At 69.1% G+C, this 19,256-nt stretch carries 22 protein-coding genes; 14 read left to right on the top strand and 8 right to left on the bottom strand.

The annotated features are described in order from the left end of the window. Positions 1-20 precede the first annotated feature (20 nt). The 3 genes from serB to PU630_RS06730 all read left to right on the top strand — a co-directional run bounded on the left by serB (position 21) and on the right by PU630_RS06730 (position 2,338). A complete protein-coding gene (serB, locus tag PU630_RS06740) occupies positions 21-665 on the top strand; it encodes a phosphoserine phosphatase SerB (RefSeq protein ID WP_275279587.1) in 645 nt (214 codons plus the stop codon). A gap of 56 nt (positions 666-721) precedes the next feature. After that, a complete protein-coding gene (locus tag PU630_RS06735; protein ID WP_275279585.1) occupies positions 722-1,462 on the top strand; it encodes an alpha/beta fold hydrolase in 741 nt (246 codons plus the stop codon). 243 nt (positions 1,463-1,705) lie between these two features. Then, positions 1,706-2,338 carry an HAD-IA family hydrolase gene (locus PU630_RS06730; RefSeq protein WP_275279583.1) on the top strand — a complete coding sequence of 211 codons (633 nt, stop codon included), beginning with the start codon at positions 1,706-1,708 and terminating at the stop codon, positions 2,336-2,338. On the opposite strand, the gene PU630_RS06725 is transcribed toward PU630_RS06730, so the two are convergent. Further along, entirely contained in the window at positions 2,335-3,045 is a 711-nt protein-coding gene (locus PU630_RS06725) for a beta-ketoacyl-ACP reductase (RefSeq protein ID WP_275279582.1), read from the bottom strand. The genes PU630_RS06730 and PU630_RS06725 overlap by 4 nt on opposite strands. 144 nt (positions 3,046-3,189) lie before the next feature. Between PU630_RS06725 and PU630_RS06720 the strand changes: the two genes are divergently transcribed. Genes PU630_RS06720 through PU630_RS06710 form a run of 3 tightly spaced genes read left to right on the top strand, consistent with a single transcriptional unit; the run spans position 3,190 to position 4,636 of the window. Continuing rightward, positions 3,190-3,501: a DUF3099 domain-containing protein gene (locus PU630_RS06720; protein WP_275279581.1), complete on the top strand. Its 312-nt coding sequence runs from the start codon at positions 3,190-3,192 to the stop codon at positions 3,499-3,501. Further along, positions 3,498-3,719 (top strand): hypothetical protein, encoded by a 222-nt coding sequence (locus PU630_RS06715; RefSeq protein WP_275279580.1) that lies wholly within the window; start codon positions 3,498-3,500, stop codon positions 3,717-3,719. The genes PU630_RS06720 and PU630_RS06715 overlap by 4 nt, the downstream gene beginning before the upstream one ends. Further along, entirely contained in the window at positions 3,716-4,636 is a 921-nt protein-coding gene (locus PU630_RS06710; protein WP_275279579.1) for an SURF1 family cytochrome oxidase biogenesis protein, read from the top strand. Before PU630_RS06715 ends, PU630_RS06710 begins: the two co-directional genes overlap by 4 nt. A gap of 21 nt (positions 4,637-4,657) precedes the next feature. On the opposite strand, the gene abc-f is transcribed toward PU630_RS06710, so the two are convergent. Next, entirely contained in the window at positions 4,658-6,256 is a 1,599-nt protein-coding gene (gene abc-f / locus PU630_RS06705) for a ribosomal protection-like ABC-F family protein (protein ID WP_275279578.1), read from the bottom strand. A 154-nt stretch (positions 6,257-6,410) separates the two neighbouring features. On the opposite strand from abc-f, the gene PU630_RS06700 reads away from it, so the two are divergent. From PU630_RS06700 to PU630_RS06665, 8 genes are all read left to right on the top strand, one after another. Continuing rightward, a complete protein-coding gene (locus PU630_RS06700) occupies positions 6,411-7,064 on the top strand; it encodes a DedA family protein (RefSeq protein ID WP_275279577.1) in 654 nt (217 codons plus the stop codon). Further along, the gene (locus PU630_RS06695; RefSeq protein ID WP_275279576.1) at positions 7,061-8,278 is read left to right on the top strand and encodes a sensor histidine kinase; all 1,218 of its coding nucleotides are present in this window, start codon (positions 7,061-7,063) and stop codon (positions 8,276-8,278) included. The genes PU630_RS06700 and PU630_RS06695 overlap by 4 nt, the downstream gene beginning before the upstream one ends. Beyond that, a complete protein-coding gene (locus PU630_RS06690; protein ID WP_275279575.1) occupies positions 8,275-8,946 on the top strand; it encodes a response regulator in 672 nt (223 codons plus the stop codon). Before PU630_RS06695 ends, PU630_RS06690 begins: the two co-directional genes overlap by 4 nt. A 72-nt stretch (positions 8,947-9,018) precedes the next feature. Beyond that, complete coding sequence (locus PU630_RS06685) at positions 9,019-10,050, top strand: iron-siderophore ABC transporter substrate-binding protein (protein ID WP_275280041.1); 1,032 nt, start codon at positions 9,019-9,021, stop codon at positions 10,048-10,050. Between the two features lie 23 nt (positions 10,051-10,073). Beyond that, a complete protein-coding gene (locus PU630_RS06680; RefSeq protein WP_275279573.1) occupies positions 10,074-11,120 on the top strand; it encodes a FecCD family ABC transporter permease in 1,047 nt (348 codons plus the stop codon). After that, positions 11,117-12,172 carry a FecCD family ABC transporter permease gene (locus PU630_RS06675; RefSeq protein ID WP_275279572.1) on the top strand — a complete coding sequence of 352 codons (1,056 nt, stop codon included), beginning with the start codon at positions 11,117-11,119 and terminating at the stop codon, positions 12,170-12,172. Before PU630_RS06680 ends, PU630_RS06675 begins: the two co-directional genes overlap by 4 nt. After that, positions 12,169-12,999 carry an ABC transporter ATP-binding protein gene (locus PU630_RS06670; protein ID WP_275279571.1) on the top strand — a complete coding sequence of 277 codons (831 nt, stop codon included), beginning with the start codon at positions 12,169-12,171 and terminating at the stop codon, positions 12,997-12,999. The genes PU630_RS06675 and PU630_RS06670 overlap by 4 nt, the downstream gene beginning before the upstream one ends. After that, positions 12,996-13,889: a siderophore-interacting protein gene (locus tag PU630_RS06665; RefSeq protein ID WP_275279569.1), complete on the top strand. Its 894-nt coding sequence runs from the start codon at positions 12,996-12,998 to the stop codon at positions 13,887-13,889. The genes PU630_RS06670 and PU630_RS06665 overlap by 4 nt, the downstream gene beginning before the upstream one ends. A 5-nt stretch (positions 13,890-13,894) precedes the next feature. On the opposite strand, the gene PU630_RS06660 is transcribed toward PU630_RS06665, so the two are convergent. The 6 genes from PU630_RS06660 to sufB are packed head-to-tail and all read right to left on the bottom strand — an operon-like array spanning position 13,895 to position 19,190. Beyond that, positions 13,895-15,052, bottom strand: coding sequence for a MalY/PatB family protein (locus PU630_RS06660; protein WP_275279568.1), 1,158 nt, complete (start codon positions 15,050-15,052; stop codon positions 13,895-13,897). 56 nt (positions 15,053-15,108) lie between these two features. Continuing rightward, positions 15,109-15,438 (bottom strand): metal-sulfur cluster assembly factor, encoded by a 330-nt coding sequence (locus PU630_RS06655; protein WP_275279567.1) that lies wholly within the window; start codon positions 15,436-15,438, stop codon positions 15,109-15,111. Positions 15,439-15,447: 9 nt separating this feature from the next. Further along, positions 15,448-16,230 (bottom strand): Fe-S cluster assembly ATPase SufC, encoded by a 783-nt coding sequence (sufC, locus tag PU630_RS06650; protein WP_275279566.1) that lies wholly within the window; start codon positions 16,228-16,230, stop codon positions 15,448-15,450. Further along, positions 16,231-16,572, bottom strand: a complete 342-nt coding sequence (locus tag PU630_RS06645) for a non-heme iron oxygenase ferredoxin subunit (RefSeq protein WP_275279565.1) — start codon at positions 16,570-16,572, stop codon at positions 16,231-16,233. It lies immediately after the preceding gene. Then, positions 16,569-17,771, bottom strand: a complete 1,203-nt coding sequence (gene sufD, locus PU630_RS06640) for a Fe-S cluster assembly protein SufD (protein WP_275279563.1) — start codon at positions 17,769-17,771, stop codon at positions 16,569-16,571. The genes PU630_RS06645 and sufD overlap by 4 nt, the downstream gene beginning before the upstream one ends. Next, the gene (sufB, locus tag PU630_RS06635; RefSeq protein WP_275279561.1) at positions 17,772-19,190 is read right to left on the bottom strand and encodes a Fe-S cluster assembly protein SufB; all 1,419 of its coding nucleotides are present in this window, start codon (positions 19,188-19,190) and stop codon (positions 17,772-17,774) included. It lies immediately after the preceding gene. Positions 19,191-19,256 lie beyond the last annotated feature (66 nt).

Below are 19,256 nucleotides of genomic sequence, written 5' to 3'. Positions count from 1 at the left end.
CTGCCCGGTACTGTGGTCGGGTGTCTGCGCGTCTTCTCGTCGTCCTCGATGCCGATTCCACCCTCATCCGCAATGAGGTGATCGAGCTCATCGCCGATGAAGTCGGCCGTGGTGCCGAGGTGGCCGCGGCGACCGAGGCCGCGATGCGCGGCGAGGTCGACTTCGCGGCGAGCCTGCGCTCGCGCGCCGAGGCGCTCGCGGGCGTGCCGGTGTCGGCGTTCGAGCGCGTTCTGGCGCGCATCGAGCCCACGCCCGGCGTCACCGAGCTGATCGACGCCGTGCACGCGCGCGGCGGTGTCGTCGGCGTCGTGTCGGGCGGGTTCCACGAGATTCTCGACGCGCTCGCGCCGCGCTTGGGCGTGGACGTCTGGCGCGCCAACCGCCTCGAGGTCGATGGCGGGGTGCTCAGCGGTCGGGTGGACGGGACGATAGTGGATGCCGCGGGCAAGGCCGCAGCTCTCCGCGAATGGGCCGCGGATCACGACGTGCCCATGTCGTGCACGCTGGCCATCGGCGACGGAGCGAACGACCTGCAGATGATGGCGGCCGCCGCTCTCGGCCTGGCGTTCAACGCGAAGCCCGCAGTGCGCGCCCAGGCCGACCTGGTCGTCGGCCCGGTCGATCTGTCACAGGTCGTGCCGCTGTTGCCGTCGCCCGCTCGCTGAGCGGAACACCGGGCGTTCTCCGCTCCGATGTCGCCGCGGCGCGTTATGGTGCGGACATGGACGTCATCCTGGTCCCCGGACTCTGGCTGGACGCATCATCCTGGGACGGCGTGGTCCCCGCCCTCGAACGCGCGGGACACACGCCTCATGCCCTCACCATGCCCGGCGTGGGTGAGCCGGTCTCTGCCGCGGCGCACGTCGGCTTCGAGGACTGGGTCGCCACCGTGGTCGCCGAGATCGACAAGTGCGACTCGCTTGTGGCCATCGTCGGCCACTCGGGTGGCGGAAATGTCGCCTGGGCGGCCGCCGATGCGCGCCCCGAGCATGTGTCGCAGGTGATCTTCGTCGACAGCGTGCCCCCGGCATCCGGATTCGGCATCTCGGAGTTCCCCGCGCTCGACGGCGTCGTCCCGTTCCCGGGCTGGGACTACTTCGACGGCGCCGACATCGCCGATCTCGACGATGAGATGCGGGATGCCGTGAGTCTCCGCTCCGTCCCGATGCGGGTGCCCACCGACGCTGTCGAGCTGAGTAACCCGGCGCGGCGCGACATCCCGGTCACGCTCTTGTCGGGGCGGCAGGACGAGATCGCACTGCGAAATGAATTGGCGCGCTGGGCGCCCTGGGAGGACGAGTTGACGGGGATCCGCGATGTCGAGGTCGTGCATCTCGACACCGGGCATTGGCCGCAGCTGTCGGAGCCCGAAGCGCTCGCTGTCGCCATCGTCCGGTCCCTGGAGCGAGCCCGTCCGGATGAGGCGGTGTCGGAGGTTCAAGGTAGGATTCTCCCGGATTGATATCCCAGATCAGACTGTAATTAGGGGTTTGGCGCTCGAAGGCTTGTTCGGTATTGGTGCGCGGCCCTGGAGGCCTCATCCCGGATGTGTCTGCCCGAACGCGGGGTCTGGGCCACAGCCACCCTTCTGAACGATGAACGACTGAGACGGTCATGGCAGGCATCGACAACGTGCGCACACTCGGGTCCGAGCTCGAGCGCTCGTACCCATCCCGACGGGCCGGGCGAGCCGTAGAGTGGCCCGATGACGACGAAGCCGTGGATCCTGTTCGACATCGGTGGCGTGTTCGCCCTCGCCGACGACGGCCACTGGCAGCCACGGTTCTCGGCCCGTCTGCGCGAGCGCGCCGGGCTCGATGCCGAGACCTTCGGCGCGCGCATCGACGCGGCTGACCTCCCCCGCATCGACATCGAGCAGGGCGGCGAGGCCGAGTACTGGCGTCGCGTCGGCGACGCACTTGGCTTCGACGCCGCGATCCGCGCGGACGTGCGCACCGAGTTCTGGAACGCCTACTGTGGCTCCGCGAACAGCGAGCTCCTCGCTTACGCACGGTCACTGCCGGCCCACGTCGGCCGGGCCGCCCTCTCGAACTCCGCCGACGGCGCGCGCGAAGAGGAGGAACGCCGCTTCGACCTGTCGTCGGTCGTCGACCCGATCTTCTACAGCCACGAGATCGGAGTGGCCAAGCCGAATGCCGCTGCTTACGCCGCCGCGCTCTCACTCATGAACGCGCGACCCGACGACGTGCTGTTCATCGATGACCACCGGGTGTCACTCGACGGCGCGGCCGCCGTGGGCATCCGCGGCCATCTGCACACCGACAACGCGACCACGATCGAGGCGATCGAGGAGTTCCTCGAGCCATACGCCCTCTAGTGCCCCATCCCGAGTCCGCCATCGACGGGGATGACGGCACCCGAGATGTAGGCCGCGTCATCCGACGCGAGCCACGCGACGACACCGGCGACCTCGTCGGCCGACGCGTAGCGCCCAGCCGGGATCGCCTTCTTGTACTCGGCCTTCTTCTCCTCGGGCAGCTCTGCTGTCATCTCGGTCTCGATGAACCCGGGCGCCACGACGTTGGCGGTGATGCCCCGGCCGCCGAGCTCGCGGGTCAGCGAGCGCGCGAAGCCGACGAGTCCGGCCTTCGAGCTCGCGTAGTTGATCTGACCGGCCGAGCCGTACAGCCCGACGACCGACGAGATGAGGACGACGCGCCCCCACCGGGCTTTCAGCATCCCCTTCGATGCACGCTTGACGACGCGGAACGTACCGCCGAGGTTCGTGTCCACCACGCTGTCGAAATCGTCCTCGGTCATGCGCAGCAGGAGCGTGTCTTTCGTGATGCCGGCGTTGGCGACCACGACGGTCACGGGGCCGAGCTTCTCTTCGACCTCAGTGAACGCCGCATCGACGGACGCGGCATCGGTCACATCCGCCCGCACTGTCAGCGTGCCTTCCGGACCTTCGCCGCTGCGCGCGGTCACGGCCACCTTGTCACCGTTGGCGACGAAGCGGGCGGCGATGGCGCGTCCGATGCCGCGGTTTCCGCCGGTGACGAGGACGACACGGTCGTCGGACATGGGTGACCTCCGGGGTGGACGAATGAATGCGCGATCCAGCCTAGCGGCGACGCGCACAGCCACCCGGCGTAGGCTGGAACGACAGTGAAGAACACCGCCCACACCCAATCCGCCACGTCTCTGCCGCGAGCACCACGCGATGAGGTGACGTCGCGCTCCGCGCGCTACCTGATCATGATGGGCGTGCGCGTCTTGTGCTTCCTGCTCATGGTGTTCGTCCAGCCGCTGGGTTGGTGGACCTGGGTGTTCGGGGCCGGTGCGATCTTCCTCCCATACATCGCCGTGGTGCTGGCCAACGCAGGCCAGGATGCCAAGACGGTCAATGCGGTGCCGCCGGGGCGCGAACTCGAGGCACACCCGGCACCGCCTTCCTCCGACGCGCACGACGAGGTGATCACGGTCCGCGAGACGCGTGAGACCCCGCATCCCGGCCACGCGCCGGAGGATCCGTCGTGACAGACGCTCCGACCTGTTCGAGAGCGGGATGCCGCGAGCCCGCCACCCAGCAGGTGGTGTGGCGTAATCCGCGTATCCATGCCGCCGACCGCCGCAAGATCTGGCTCGCGTGCGACGAACACGTCGCATACCTGCGTGATTACCTCGCCGCCCGGGCTTTCCCCGTGGCCGTCGAACCGTTCACCGCCCCGACCCCCGACACCCAGGAGTCCCGATGAGCCGCCGACAGTCGGCCCCTGCCGCGGTGCGCTGGACCGCGTACATCAGCGTCGCCATCGTCTTCGCGATCGCCTGCGCCTTCCTCTCCCACTGGCAGCTCAGCAAGAACGCGGACCGCACCGAGCAGCTGGCGATCATCGCCGAGAACTACGACACCGCCCCGGTCGCGCTGGACGAGCTTCTCTCCCCCGGCCAGACGCTGCCCGAGCATCTGAAGTGGCGACAGGTGCGCATGACCGGCACCTACCTCACCGATCAGCAGCTGCTCGTGCGCAACACGGTCCACGACGGCACGGCCGCTTACGAGATCATCGTCCCGTTGCGTCTCGACGACGGTCGTGTTTTCCTCGTCGATCGCGGCTGGGAGCCGCCGGGAAACCGCCAGCCCACGCCCGACACGATCCCCGATGCACCGACCGGCACCGTCACCGTCGTGACCCGGCTCGTCCCCGGTCAGAACCTCCCCTCGTCTGGTGCGGACGCACCGGACGGTCAGGTGCCTTCGGTCCACCTGCCGTTGATCGCCGACAAGATCGGCGGAGCCGACGGCGCCGCGCTCGACCAGGGCGCGTACGGCCAGCTCGTCTCCGAAGATCCGGCGCCCGCAGTGATGCCGCAGCCTTTCGAGGTCCCGTCCGCAGACAGCGGCCCCTACCTCTCGTACGGCGTCCAATGGATCATGTTCGCCGTGATGGGGTTCATCTTCATCTGGTATGTGATCCGCTCCGAGCGGCGCGCACGGCGCGAGGCGGCCGAAGACGCCGCCGCCGTCGCCGCACTCGCGCAGACCGACCCCGCAGCGGCCGCCGCACTCGAGGCCGAGACCTCGGCGCGCCGCATCCGCGAGAAGCGCGAGAAGCGCCGTGACCGCGACTCAGCCGACGAGGACGCACTGCTCGACAACGCGCCGCGCTAGACCCGACGGCGGCTCTGCGCGCTACGCGAGCGTCACGAGATCGACGTAGTCACGACCCCAGATGTCTTCGACGCCGTCGGGCAGGATCAGCACGCGCTCGGGGTTCAACGCCTGGACGGCGCCCTCGTCGTGCGACACGAGCACGACCGATCCCTCGTAGTGCGCGAGCGCGCCGAGGATCTCCTCGCGCGAAGCCGGATCGAGGTTGTTCGTCGGCTCGTCCAGCAGCAGCACATTGGCGCTCGAGACGACGAGCGTGGCAAGCGACAACCGCGTCTTCTCACCGCCGGAGAGCACCCCGGCGGGCTTGAGCACGTCGTCGCCCGTGAACAGGAACGATCCCAGCACCTTGCGCGCCTCGGTCGCCGAGATGTCGGGGGCTGCCGACATCATGTTCTCGAGCACGGAGCGACTCACGTCGAGGTTCTCGTGCTCCTGCGCGTAGTACCCGATCTTCAGGCCGTGACCGGGTTCGACCTGACCCGTGTCGGGCGCGTCGACACCGGCGAGAATGCGCAGCAACGTCGTCTTGCCGGCACCGTTGAGGCCCAGCACCACGACGCGTGAGCCCCGGTCGATGGCGAGGTCCACATCGGTGAAGATCTCCAGCGACCCATACGACTTCGACAGGCCCGACGCCATGAGCGGCGTCTTGCCGCACGGCGCCGGCTTCGGAAAGCGCAGCTTCGCGACACGGTCGACCGCCCGCACCTCTTCGAGCCCCGAGAGAAGCTTCTCGGCCCGCGCGATCATCTGGTGCGCGGCAGCGGCCTTGGTCGCCTTGGCACCGAACTTCGCGGCCTGCTGCTGCAGCGCGGTCGCCTTCTTCTCGGCGTTCGAGCGCTCCTTCTTGCGGCGCTCCTCATCGGCCACGCGCTGGCGCTGGTAGTTGCGCCAGTTCATGTTGTAGATGTCGATGACCTGGCGGTTCGCGTCCAGGTAGAAGACCCGGTTGACCGTCTCGCCGACCAGTTCCACGTCGTGGCTGATGACGATGAGACCGCCCCGGTAGCCCTTCAGGAACTCGCGCAGCCACACGACGCTGTCGGCGTCGAGGTGGTTCGTCGGCTCGTCGAGGATCATCGTCTCGGCGTCCGAGAAGAGGATGCGGGCCAGCTCGATGCGGCGACGCTGACCGCCCGAGAGCGTGCGCAGCGGCTGATCGAGGATCCGGTCGGGAAGAGAGAGGTTGTGGGCGATGGATGCCGCTTCCGCCTCGGCCGCGTAGCCGCCGAGCGCCTCGAACCGCTCGGTGAGGTTCGCGTACTTGCGCATCGCACGGGCCGCGGCATCCACGTCGTCCGACGCCATGTTCTCGGACGCCTCGCGCATGCCCAGCTGCAGCGAGCCGAGGCCGCGCGCGTCGAGGATGCGTGTGCGCGCCAGCATGTCGGGGTCGCCCGACCGCGGGTCCTGCGGCAGATAGCCGAGTTCGCCGGAGCGGTCGACCTTGCCGTCGGCGGGCAGCAGATCTCCGGCGAGCACCCTGGTGAGGGTCGTCTTGCCCGCGCCATTGCGTCCGACCAGGCCGATCTTGTCGCCGCTGGCGACGCGGAACGACACATCCGACATGAGGGTGCGCGCACCCACGCGGATCTCAAGGTCAACCGCGGCAAGCACAGGTCACATCCATTCACTCGGAGAAAAAGGGGAAGGCGGCCGAACGGCCAGCCCCCCAGTATAGGTCGCGCAGCGCAAAGACCCCTCCGAGGTATGACGCGGACGATACCTCGGAGGGATGTGGACGCGGGCGCCCGCTTTCTATGGTTCGGGAGTGGACCTGATCAACGCCTTCATCCTGACCGCGGCCGCATCCCCCTGGGTGCTGCTCGTGATGTTCGTCGTCGCCGCGGTCGACGCGCTCTTCCCGCCGGTGCCGAGCGAGACGGTCCTCGTCGCCGCCGCCGCAGCGGCCGCGGCATCCGGGTCTCTCGCCGTGGTTCCCCTCCTGTGCCTGGCTGCAATCGCCGGCGCCGTGCTGGGTGACAACCTCGCGTACGCGCTCGGCCGGGCCCTCGGCACCACCCGCTTCGCCTGGATGCGCCGGCCGCGCATCGCTGCCGCGTTCACCCGCGCCCGTCGTGCACTCACCCGCGGCGGCGCGGCCCTCATCATCGGCGCTCGGTACGTGCCCGTGGGGCGCGTGGCGGTCGACATGAGCGCGGGCGCCCTCGGCTACCCGTGGCGCCGCTTCTTGCCCGTGAGCATCATCGGGGCAGTGCTGTGGGCTGCCTATGGAGCTGCCATCGGCGTTCTCGCGGGCAGCTGGCTCGGCGAGCAGCCGCTGCTGGCCACCGTCATCGGAGTCGCGGTGGCCGTCGCCGCCGGCATCGTCGTCGACCGCATCGTCGCGGCGCGCCGCCGGCGCCGCGAGGCCGCCGAGGACGCAGCACGCGAGACCGCACAGCCGGTCGAGGTGGCAGGATGAAGCGCATGCGCATTCCGGGTCTGCCCCTACCGCGCAGTCTGCGCAGCGGCCGCGCCGTCACCTATCTGGTACTCGGCATCACCGCAGTGGCGCTCTACCCGGTCTTGGTGCCCGTGCACGTCGCCGTCTACGGCGCCAACGCAGCGATAGCGATGCTTCTGGGACTCTTCGCGGTCGGTGCTCCCCTCGTCGGTGTACGCCGCCCGACGGTGGCCATCGTGCTGTTCACGGCATCCGCGGCCCTGTTCCCCCTCGCCTCGCTCGGGGTGACGCCCGTCACAGCACCCTGGCCGTGGTCGGTGCCCATGCTCATCGCGTTCGCGGTGTGCACGGCATCCCTCACCTTCCTGCATGGATGGCGCACCGGCCTGATCCTGATCGCGTTCGGCGTGGCCGCCGGCATGATCGCGTCGGCCATCGAACCGTCCATCGCGAGTGCCAACGACATCATCACGACGGTCGCGATCGTGGCCGGCCTGTACGTGATAGCGGCTCTGCTGGCCGGCAGGTTGCGCCTCGGCGACGAACTGAGCAGCCAGCGCGCGCTGACCGCTCAGGAGCAGACCCGACGCGAGCTCGTCGAGGAACGCACCCGCATCGCGCGCGAGCTGCACGACGTCGTGGCGCACAGCATGTCGCTCATCCAGGTGCAGGCCTCCACGGCCCGCTATCGCGTCCCGGACCTGCCCGAGCGGGCCCTCGCCGAGTTCGAGGGCATCGCCGCGACCGCGCGCACCTCGCTGACCGAGATGCGCCGCATCCTGGGCGTGCTGCGCACCGAGGACCAGACCGCCGAGCTGGCCCCGCAGCGCGGCATCGACGACATCCCCGCCCTCGTCGAGACGACGCGGCGCGCGGGGGCGGAGGTAGGCCTGGTCCAGGCGGTGTCGGACGAGATAGCACCCGCCGCGCAGATCGCCGCCTACCGCATAGTGCAGGAAGCCCTCAGCAACGCCGTCCGCCACGCTCCGGGTGCCGCGATCTCGGTGTACGTGACGACGGATGCCGCCGACCTGACGCTGCGCGTGCACAATGCCCCGTCCGACCACCCGTCGGGCACTCCGGGTGGCGGGCACGGCCTGCGCGGCATGGGCGAACGCGCGCAGCTGCTCGGCGGTAGCGTGGAAGCGGGGGCCGACGCGGACGGCGGCTGGACGGTTGTCGCGCATCTTCCGACAGCGCCCCCGACCGACCCCTCGGAGGCCACCCTGTGAGCATCGATGTCCTCGTCGCCGACGATCAACCCATCGTCCGCGCGGGATTCGCGGCGCTCCTGGACGCCCATGACGGCATCACCGTCGTCGGACAGGCCGCCAACGGCGCCGAAGCCGTCACGATGGCCGTGCGCGTACAGCCCGACGTGATCCTGATGGACGTGCGGATGCCGCAGCTCGACGGGATCGCGGCGACCCGCCGCATCCTCTCCCCCGACAGCCCCGCCGCGAAGACGCCGCGCATCATCATGCTCACGACGTTCGACATCGACGACTACGTGTATGACGCGCTGCAGGCCGGAGCCAGCGGCTTCCTGCTCAAGGACGCTCTCCCCGAAGAGCTCGTGAACGCCGTGCGCGTCGTCGCCGACGGCGACGCCCTTCTCTCGCCACGGGTGACGCGGCGGCTCATCTCGCGCTTCGCCGCGCAGAAGCCGGCAGCCGGACGCGAAAGCCCCTTGTTGGGCGCACTCACCGAGCGCGAGCGAGAAGTGCTGCAGCTGATCGGACAGGGCCGCTCGAACGGTGAGATCGCGGCCGAACTGTTCATCGCCGAACAGACCGTGAAGACCCACGTCGGCAAGGTGCTCGGCAAGATCGGAGCACGCGACCGCGTGCAGGCCGTCATCTTCGCCTACGACGCAGGGTTGGTCGAGCCGGCGTCCTGACACACGGAGTTCGGGGCTGTTAGGCTAGCCTTACCAACCCTGACCGCCCCGTGAAGGAGCCCTCTCGTGCCCATCCGCCGTGCCCTGTCGCTGGCCGCCCTGTCCGTGGTCGCTGCATCCTCGCTGGCCCTTGCCGGCTGCGCAAGCGGCTCCGCAGCCCCCGCCGACAACGCTGACCAGGCCGAGGCCTCCGACGGCTTCCCCGTCACGATCGACCACGTCTACGGCACGACGACCATCGAGTCCAAGCCCGAGCGGGTCGCGACGGTGGCATGGGGCAACGGCGAGGTTCCGCTGGCCCTCGGCGTCGTACCCGTCGGCATGGCGAAGGTCACCTGGGGCGACGACGACCACGACGGCATCCTGCCTTGGGCCGAAGACAAGATCGCCGAGCTCGGCGGCGAGACGCCCGCCCTCTACGACGAGACCGACGGCATCGACTTCGAGGCCGTCGCCGACACCCGGCCCGATGTCATCCTCGCCGCGTACTCGGGACTCACGCAGAGCGACTACGACACGCTCTCGAAGATCGCCCCGGTGGTCGCCTACCCCGGCACAGCGTACGGCACCTCGTACGAGGACATGATCCGCATGGATGCCCAGGCGATCGGCCTCGAGCAGAAGGGCGACGCGCTCATCGACCAGCTGCACGGCGAGGTCGACGATGCACTGGCCGACTTCCCGAAGCTCAAAGACGCCAAGGTCCTCTTCTCGTACATCGACCCGGCCGACTACAGCAAGATCGGCTTCTACACCGACCATGACACCCGCCCTGGGTTCTTGCTGAGCCTGGGCATGCCCGAGCCACAGGTCGTGAAGGAGGAGTCGGCTAAGACCAACGAGTTCTACGTCACCGTCTCGTCGGAGCAGGCCGACCGATTCGACGACGTCGACCTGTTCGTCACGTATGGCGATGACGCCGAGGCCATGATCAAGAGCCTGCAGGCCGACCCGCTGCTCTCGAAGATCCCCGCGATCAAGGCAGGCCACGTCGCCGTGCTGAAGAACGACACACCGCTGGCCGCCTCGGCGAACCCCTCGCCACTGTCGATCGGCTGGGGCATCCACGACTACTTCGCCCTGCTCGCGAACGCCCTGGGCTGATCTCGGCAAGGACCTCGGACACCATGACCGCCACCGCGACCGCTCGGCCTGCGACGCTCGCCGTCACACGCCGGCGCAGTCGCACCGCACGCACCGGCTGGCTCGTCGTCGCCGTGTGCGCGCTGGCGGCGCTGTGCGTGGCCTCGGTCGCGCTCGGCGTGCGCTTCGTTCCTCTCCCCGACGTGCTCGCGGCGCTCGGCGGGCACACCGAGACCGTCGGCCAAGCCGCCGTCGTCGCCCGGCTGCCACGCACCGCGCTGGCCGTGCTGGTCGGAGCCGCGCTCGCCCTGTCGGGCGCCTCGATGCAGGCGATCACGCGCAATCCGCTCGCCGACCCCGGCATCCTGGGGGTCTCCGGAGGAGCAGCGCTTGCCGTGGTCATCACCATCGTGCTGATCGGCGTGTCCACGCCGGGCGCCCTGATGGCGGCCGCCGTCATCGGCTCGGCGGTCGCCGCCGTGTTCGTGTACGCCGTCGGCTCGCTCGGCTCGGGCGGTGCCACACCGCTCAAGCTCACGCTCGCCGGTGCCGCCACCTCCGCCGCCTTCGCGTCGCTCGTGCAGGCGGTACTGCTGCCCCGCACCGACGCCATGGAGAGCTTCCGGTTCTGGCAGATCGGCGGCGTCGGCGGTGCCACCTGGGATCGCATCGGCCTCGTGGGACCGGCGCTCGCCGTGGGCGCCGCCATCTGCTTGCTCAGTGCGCGGGGCATGAACGCTTTGGCCCTGGGCGATGACCTGGCCGCGGGACTGGGCGCCCACGTGACCCGGACGCGGCTCGTTTCGGCCGCGGGCGCGGTGGTCCTCTGCGGCGCAGCCACCGCCGTGGCCGGTCCTATCGGCTTCGTCGGGCTCGTCATCCCCCACCTGTGCCGACTGCTGGTGGGTACCGACCACCGCTGGCTGCTGCCGTTCTCGGCGATCACGGGTGCCGGGCTCCTCGTGGCCGCCGACGTCATCGGGCGGCTCGTCGCACGGCCCAGCGAACTCGACGTCGGCATCGTCACCGCTCTGGTCGGCGCGCCGTTCTTCATCTGGATCGTCCGGCGCCAGAAGGTGCGCGAACTGTGAGCACTGTGCTGACGGCACCCGATGTCACGACCGTGCGCGCTCTCGTCAGTGGGCGCCGCCGTCGTGCGCGCCGTCGCGGCATCATCGTCGCGGCCCTGGCCGTCGCCGTCGCCGCCGTGTTCGCGATCAGCCTCATGGTCGGCGACACCTTCTATACGCCCGAGGAGGTCTGGCGGGTGTTGATCGGCCAGACCGTGCCGGGCGCCTCATTCACCGTCGGCGACCTGCGCCTGCCGCGCGCCGTCCTCGCGACGCTCGCCGGGTTCGCCTTCGGCGCGGCCGGTGTCACCTTCCAGACCATGCTGCGCAATCCGCTCGCCTCGCCCGACGTCATCGGCATCAGCTCGGGCGCCAGCGCGGCCGCCGTCGTCGGCATCGTGCTGCTGAACCTCGACGCCGTCACGGTGTCGTTCCTCGCGCTGGCGGGCGCCCTCGTGACCGCCGCGGGCATCTACCTTCTCGCGCATCGGGGCGGCTTCGCCGGCACGCGCCTGATCCTCATCGGCATCGGCGTCGCCGCCATGCTCGACAGCGTCATCACCTACGCACTGTCGAAGGCCGCGTCGTGGGACCTGCAGGCGGCCATGCGGTGGCTCACCGGCAGCCTGAACGCGGCAGACTGGCCTGCCATCCTGCCGCTGGCGATCGCTTTCGCCCTGCTCGTACCGATGCTGCTCTCGCAGTCGCGGACGCTGTCGACGCTGCGGCTCGGCGACGACACCGCCACGGGCCTCGGCGTGCACACGCACGTCACGCGCATCATCGTGCTGGTCGCCGCCGTGGCGCTCCTGGCCTTCGCAACCTCTGCGGCCGGTCCGATCGCCTTCGTCGCGTTCATGTCCGGTCCGATCGCCGCGCGTCTCGTCGGGCCTTCCAGCGCGCTGCTGCCGGCCTCGGGCCTCGTCGGCGCGCTGCTCGTGCTCGTCGCCGATCTCGTCGGCCAGTTCGCGTTCGACCACCGCTACCCGGTGGGCGTGATCACCGGAGTCCTGGGCGCCCCGTTCCTGATCTTCCTCCTCATCCGTCTCAACCGCTCGGGGGCATCACTGTGACCGTGTCGCACACCCTTTCGGCAGCATCCCTCTCCCTCGCCTATGGCGAGCGGACGATCGTCGACGGTCTCGATCTCGAGGTACCCGCCGGCGGCATCACCGCGATCATCGGCGCCAACGGCTGCGGCAAGTCGACGCTGCTGCGTGCGCTCGCCCGGCTGCTCAAACCGCGCACGGGCGAGGTGCTGCTCGATGGCGTCCCGCTGCACCGGCAGCACACGAAGCAGATCGCCCGCACTCTCGGCCTGCTGCCGCAGAGCCCGGTCGCTCCCGAGGGCATCGTCGTGGCCGATCTCGTCGGACGCGGCCGCCAGCCGCACCAGAGCATGCTCGCACGCTGGAGCGCACACGACGACGAGGTCGTCGCTCAGGCGCTTCAGACCACGCGGATCGCCGACCTCGCCGACCGCAGCATCGACGAGCTGTCGGGCGGCCAGCGCCAGCGCGTGTGGATAGCGATGGCGCTCGCACAGCAGACCGACATCCTGCTGCTCGACGAGCCGACGACGTTCCTCGACGTCGCCCACCAGGTCGAAGTGCTCGATCTGCTCACCGACCTCAACCGCGAACGGGGCACCACCATCGTCATGGTGCTGCATGACATGAACCTCGCGGCACGCTACGCCGACCACCTGTTCGCGATGCGCGAGGGCCGGGTGATCTCCGCCGGTCCGCCCGCCGACATCCTCACCGCTGACCTCATCCGCGAGGTGTTCGAGCTCGACAGCGTCGTCATCGGCGACCCCGTCTCGGGAGCCCCCATCGTCCTCCCCCGCGGACGCCACCATGTGCTGGCGACCGCCGTTCCTTCTGGAGCCGCGCTGTGACCGACAACCGCTTCTTCCGCGTCCGCGTGGCCGCCATCACCGATGTGACGCCGAGCTTCCGCCGCTTCACCTTCGCCGGCTCCGGCCTCGCCGACTACGCCGACCCCGGATACGACCAGCGCATCAAGGTGGTCTTCCCGAGTGCGACGGCGACCCTCGACGACATGCCCACGGGTGACGACTGGTACGACGTGTGGCGGAGAATGGATGCCGCGGCCCGGCCCCCGTTCCGCACGTACACGACGCGAGCTGTGCGCAACGACGCGTGCGAGGTGGACGTCGACATGGTGGCGCATGAGATCACGGGACCTGCCTCAGCGTGGATCGCGAACGCCCGGGTGGGCGACGAAGTGCTGCTGCTGGCCCCGGTGAAGCCGCACGAGGGCGTGAGTTTCGGCATCGACTTCGTGCCGCCGGCGCAGACCTCGGCGTACCTGCTGGCCGGCGACGAGACCGCCGCCCCCGCGATCGCCGTGATCCTCGAGCAGCTGCCCGCCGACGCGCGCGGAACCGTCGTGCTCGAGGTGCCGCATGCCGACGATGTCGCCTACCTCCCGCAGCACCCCGGCTTCGACTACCGGGTCGCCGCGCGCGGCGCCGAGCGTCACGCCCATCTGGTGCCGCAGGCGAAGGATGCCGCGGCCGCCCTCGTGCCCGAAGGGCTCGGCGCGGACGTCGAAGAGGTCGACATCGACAGCACCCTGCTGTGGGAGGTGCCACGCACCGCGAAGGGCGGGGCGGCGCTGAAGAGCGCGCCGCTCTATGCCTGGCTCGCCGGCGAAGCCGGTGCCATCAAGCAGTTGCGACGTCACCTCGTCGCCGAGCACGGTGTCGACCGCCGGGCCGTGGCGTTCATGGGCTACTGGCGGCTCGGCCGCCCGGAGATGTAGAGCGCTCAGTCCACGAGCGCGCCGATGCGCCGCACGGCCTCGGTGAGCACCTCGGGCGAACAGCCGATGTTGATGCGCACGTGCCCCGCGCCCTCGGCGCCGAACTTCGGCCCGAAGTGCAGCGCGACCTTCGCGTCGCGCAGGATCTTCCGCGCCGGGTTGTCACCCCAGCCCAGCGCCGACAGGTCCACCCAGGCGAGGTAGCCCGCGTCCGGGATCACATAGCGTGCGCCCGGCACGTGTTCGGTCAGCAGCTCGGCCAGCAAGCGACGATTGTGTTCGAGCGCGGCGAGCAGCGAGTCGAGCCATTCGTCGCTGGACTCGTCGAATGCGACGAGTCCAGCCAGCGCGCCGAACAGTCCGGTGCGCCACTCGACCTCGTCGGGCAGCGCATCCACGACACGCTGCGTCTCGGGCGAGGCGGTGACCATGAGCGCGCACTTGAGGCCGGCGAGGTTGAACGCCTTGCTCGCACTGGTGACCGCGTAGCCGACCCGGGCCGCGGCATCCGACGCCGCCAGGAACGGCGTGAAGACGGCCGGTGCGTGCGTGAGGGGCGCGTGGATCTCGTCGCTGACGACGAACGCGCCGTGCCGGTCGACGATCTCGGCGAGGGCCGCCAGGCTCTCGCGGGTATGCACGGTGCCGGTGGGGTTGTGCGGGTTGCACAGCAGCACACCACGTGCACCGCCGGCCAGCGCGGCGTCGATGCCGGCGAGATCGAGCTCCCACCCGGTTTCGGTCCGGGCCAGCGGCACGCGCTCGACGACCGCGCCCGCCTCGGGCACGCTGTCGTAGAACGGTGGATACACCGGCGGGGTGACCACCACGCGGTCGCCGGGCTCGGTCACCGCACGCAAGATCTCGGTGACACCCATCATCACGTCGCACGTCGAGCGCACCCGCGCAGGTGTGACCTCCCAGTCGAAGCGGCGCCGGGCGAACGCGCTGAACGCATCACGGATGCCGGGGTCCGGCGGCGTGTAGCCGGTGTCACCGAGCTCGACCGCGGTCGCCAACCGCTTCGTGATGCCGGGCGCGAGCGGAAAGTCCGTCTCCGCCACGAAAAGCGGCAGCACCTCGTCGGGGTACGTCCGCCATTTAGTGCTCGAGCGCTGGCGGAGTCGCTCAACGGGCAGGGCTTGAAGCGGTGTCACGGTCACGCTTCGAGCGTAACCTGCACGGCGGGTGGGGCATCCACCCGCCGTCACACGGTGTCTCAGATGGCGAAGCCGAGCGCACGCATCATGTCGCGCCCGTCATCGGTGATCTTCTCCGGGCCCCACGGGGGCATCCACACCCAATTGATGCGGAACCGCTCCACGACGTCGTCCAGCGCCTGGGCCGTCTGCTCCTCGAGCACGTCGGTGAGCGGACAGCCCGCCGAGGTCAGGGTCATGTGGATGACGAGAGCATCGTTCTCGTCATCCCACGCGAGGTCGTAGATGAGCCCCAGATCGACGACATTGACCCCCAGCTCGGGGTCCATCACGTCTTTCAGCGCTTCGATGACGTCGTCATACTTCTCGGGTGTCAGCGTCGCTGCCATGGCTTGAGTCTACGCGTCGATCGAGGCTTCGGGCTCGGGCTCGCCCTCGAGGTAGCGGTCGTAACCCTCTTCCTCAAGACGGTCGGCGAGCTCGGGACCGCCCTCTTCGGCGACACGGCCCTTGACGAGCACGTGCACGAAGTCGGGGTGGATGTAGCGCAGGATGCGGGTGTAGTGCGTGATCAGCAGCACACCGAGGTTCGTCGCGTCCTTCGCGCGGTTCACGCCCTCCGACACGATCTTCAGCGCGTCGACGTCGAGCCCCGAGTCGGTCTCGTCGAGGATAGCGATGTTCGGCTTCAGCATCTCGAGCTGGAGGATCTCGTGGCGCTTCTTCTCACCGCCCGAGAAGCCCTCGTTGACGTTGCGCTGGGCGAATTTGGCGTCCATGCGCAGGTTCTTCATCGCCTGCTTGACGTCCTTCATCCACGTGCGGACGGCCGGAGCTTCGCCGTCGATCGCGGTCTTCGCAGTGCGCAGGAAGTTCGTGACGGTGACGCCGGGGATCTCCACCGGGTACTGCATCGCCAGGAACAGGCCGGCACGGGCACGCTCATCGACGGTCATCGACAGCACGTCCTCGCCGTCGAGCGTGATCGAGCCGCTCGTGACGGTGTACTTCGGGTGGCCGGCGATCGTGTAGGCGAGGGTCGACTTGCCCGAGCCGTTGGGGCCCATGATGGCGTGGGTCTCACCGGTGCGGATGGTCAGCGTCACACCGTTGAGGATGGGGGTGACTCCCGCATCCGTCTCCACAGTGACGTGCAGGTCGCGGATTTCGAGGACAGACATTCAGTTTTCCTTCTCGGAAGTGGGAACAGTGACGGTGGGGTCGATGAGCACGTCGTCGCCGTCGATCGTGACGGCGTAGACCGGAACGGGCTCATACGCGGGGAGGTTCAGGGGCTGGCCGGTGCGCAGCGAGAAGCGGGAGCCGTGCGCCCAGCACTCGACGGTGTCGTCTTCCACGAACCCCTCGGACAGGGAGATGTTGCCGTGTGTGCAGGTGTCGCCGATCGCGAACACCTCGCCGGCCGAGTCCTTGACGATGCAGATCGGGTGGCCTTCCAGCTCCACCTTCAACGGCGCGTCCTGCTCGAGCTCGCTGACGCCACAGGCGCGGGCGACGGTCATGCGCCCGTCTCCTCGCCGAGTTCGCGCTCGATGTCGGCGATGAGCTCGGACTCGAGCTCGGGGATGCCGATGCGCTGCACGAGCTCGCTGAGGAACCCGAGCACCACCAGTCGACGGGCCTCGGCCTCGTCGATCCCGCGGGCCTGCAGGTAGAACAGCTGCTCGTCGTCGAAGCGACCGGTCGCGCTGGCATGGCCGGCGCCGACGATGTCGCCGATCTCGATCTCCAGGTTCGGGATCGAGTCGGCGTGCGCGCCCTCGGTGAGCACCAGGTTGCGGTTCGCCTCATACGAGTCGGTGCCGACGGCCTCGGATCCGATGAGCACGTCGCCGATCCACACCGTGTGCGCCTGCTCGCCCTGCAGGGCGCTCTTGTACAGCACGTCGGCGCTGGTCGACGCACCCTCGTGGAAGACGTACACCTGGTTCTCGAGGTGCTGCCCGGCGTCGCAGAAGCCGATGCCGTACACATCGGCGTGCGAGCCGTTGCCCGCCAGCCGCACGTTCGGGTTCACGCGGACGACGTCGCCGCCGAAGCTGACGATGAAGTGCCGGAGCGTGGCATCCTTCCCCACCAGCGCCTGGTGCGCGGAGAGGTGGATGGCGTCGTCCTGCCATTCCTGGACCGTGACGACCTTGAGGTGCGCACCCTCGCCGACGATGATCTCGACGTTCTCGGCGAGCGTGACGCTGCCGCTGTGCCGCAGCACCACGGTGGCCTGCGCGTTCGGCCGCGCCTCGATCACGAGGTGCTCGTGCGCGACGCCGCCCCGGCCGATGATCTCGATCACGACCGGCTCGGCGGGCTCACCGTCGAGGATGACGTGACGGGCATCGGATGCCGCGGTCCACGCGATAGCGGACGGCAGATCTTCCGGTTCGAACGCGGTGCCGCGCGGCGCCTGACCGATCGCGAGCGTGCCCATCGGGGCGCCCGTGACGGTGACCGAGACGGCGTCGGGGTCGCCGGCGCTCGCGTCCAGCAGCGCGCCGATGCGGTTCATCGGGGTGTGCTTCCAGTTGACCTCGCGCCCGGTCGGGGTGCCGAAGTCGGCCGGGTCGTACGACCGCGGCCGCTCGGAGCGGGTCTGGACGGGGACGTCGTAGCCCGTCAGGCGGGCTGCCGGGTCGACGTGTGCGTGGTTCTCCTCCGTCCGAGCGGCGGGTGCCTGCTCGGACGCTGTCGTCGTGGCCGCCATCTAGCCGACCGATCCTTCCATGCCCATCTCGATGAGCTTGTTCAGTTCCAGTGCGTATTCCATGGGCAGTTCGCGCGCGATCGGCTCGATGAAGCCGCGCACGATCATGGCCATGGCTTCGTCTTCGGGCACGCCGCGAGACTGCAGGTAGAAGAGCTGCTCGGCACTCACCTTCGACACCGTGGCCTCGTGACCGAGCTCGACGTCGTCGACGCGGATGTCGATGGCCGGGTAGGTGTCGGAGCGCGAGATCGTGTCGACCAGCAGCGCGTCGCAGCGCACGGTGTTAGCGGAGTGATGCGCGTTGGGCTCGACCCGCACTTCGCCGCGGTAACCAGAGCGACCGCCGCCGCGCGCGATCGACTTCGAGATGATCGACGACTGCGTGTAGGGCGCGAGGTGGATCATCTTCGCACCGGCGTCCTGGTGCTGACCGGGACCGGCGAAGGCCACCGACAGCGTCTCGCCCTTGGCGTGCTCGCCGGCCAGGTAGATCGACGGATACTTCATCGTCACCTTGGAGCCGATGTTGCCGTCGACCCACTCCATGGTCGCGCCCTCGTAGGCGATGGCGCGCTTGGTGACGAGGTTGTACACGTTGCTCGACCAGTTCTGGATCGTCGTGTAGCGGACGCGCGCGTTCTTCTTCACGACGATCTCGACGACGGCCGAGTGCAGCGAGTCGGACTTGTAGACCGGCGCGGTGCAGCCCTCGATGTAGTGCACGTACGAGTCTTCGTCGGCGATGATCAGCGTGCGCTCGAACTGGCCCATGTTCTCGGTGTTGATGCGGAAGTAGGCCTGCAGCGGGATCTCGACGTGGACGCCCTTGGGAACGTAGACGAACGAACCGCCCGACCACACCGCCGTGTTCAACGCGGCGAACTTGTTGTCGCCGGCGGGGATGATCGTGCCGAAGTACTCCTCGAAGAACTCGGGGTGCTCCCGCAGAGCGGTGTCGGTGTCGGTGAAGATGACGCCCTGGCTCTCCAAGTCTTCACGGATCTGGTGGTAGACCACCTCAGACTCGTACTGCGCGGTCACGCCGGCGACCAGCCGCTGCCGCTCGGCCTCCGGAATCCCCAGCCGCTCGTAGGTGTTGCGGATGTCCTCGGGGAGGTCCTCCCACGTCTCCGCCTGGCCCTCGGTGGAGCGCACGAAGTACTTGATGTGTTCGAAGTCGATCTCCGAGAGGTCGGCGCCCCACGTGGGCATGGGTTTGCGCTGGAACAGCGCGAGGCCCTTCAGGCGGGCCTTCAGCATCCATTCCGGCTCGTTCTTCAACCGGGAGATGTCGCGCACGACGGCTTCACTGAGCCCCCGCTGAGCGCTGGCACCGGCGATGTCGTCATCGTGCCAGCCGAATTCGTACACCCCCAGACCGTCGAGTTCAGGGCGTTCGATCAGAACATCGGACATGACGTCACACACTCTCCTCAATGGACCGCAACGGTGTCATCCGTCCCGGCAACCTCGGTCCCCACG

The sequence above is a fragment of the Microbacterium horticulturae genome (genome assembly GCF_029094505.1).
Classification (GTDB): Bacteria; Actinomycetota; Actinomycetes; order Actinomycetales; family Microbacteriaceae; genus Microbacterium; species Microbacterium horticulturae.
The sequence above is the reverse complement of the archived record's forward strand: the minus strand, read 5'-3'. Positions and strand labels throughout refer to the sequence as shown.

Excerpts from the sequence above, each read along its gene's own strand:
- PU630_RS06655 (WP_275279567.1), bottom strand. The coding sequence starts at position 15,438 with ATGGCAGCGACGCTGACACCCGAGAAGTATGACGACGTCATCGAAGCG.
- PU630_RS06680 (WP_275279573.1), top strand. The coding sequence starts at position 10,074 with ATGACCGCCACCGCGACCGCTCGGCCTGCGACGCTCGCCGTCACACGC.
- PU630_RS06730 (WP_275279583.1), top strand. The coding sequence starts at position 1,706 with ATGACGACGAAGCCGTGGATCCTGTTCGACATCGGTGGCGTGTTCGCC.
- PU630_RS06645 (WP_275279565.1), bottom strand. The coding sequence starts at position 16,572 with ATGACCGTCGCCCGCGCCTGTGGCGTCAGCGAGCTCGAGCAGGACGCG.
- PU630_RS06735 (WP_275279585.1), top strand. The coding sequence starts at position 722 with ATGGACGTCATCCTGGTCCCCGGACTCTGGCTGGACGCATCATCCTGG.
- PU630_RS06725 (WP_275279582.1), bottom strand. The coding sequence starts at position 3,045 with ATGTCCGACGACCGTGTCGTCCTCGTCACCGGCGGAAACCGCGGCATC.
- sufC (WP_275279566.1), bottom strand. The coding sequence starts at position 16,230 with ATGTCTGTCCTCGAAATCCGCGACCTGCACGTCACTGTGGAGACGGAT.
- PU630_RS06695 (WP_275279576.1), top strand. The coding sequence starts at position 7,061 with ATGAAGCGCATGCGCATTCCGGGTCTGCCCCTACCGCGCAGTCTGCGC.
- sufD (WP_275279563.1), bottom strand. The coding sequence starts at position 17,771 with ATGGCGGCCACGACGACAGCGTCCGAGCAGGCACCCGCCGCTCGGACG.
- sufB (WP_275279561.1), bottom strand. The coding sequence starts at position 19,190 with ATGTCCGATGTTCTGATCGAACGCCCTGAACTCGACGGTCTGGGGGTG.
- PU630_RS06710 (WP_275279579.1), top strand. The coding sequence starts at position 3,716 with ATGAGCCGCCGACAGTCGGCCCCTGCCGCGGTGCGCTGGACCGCGTAC.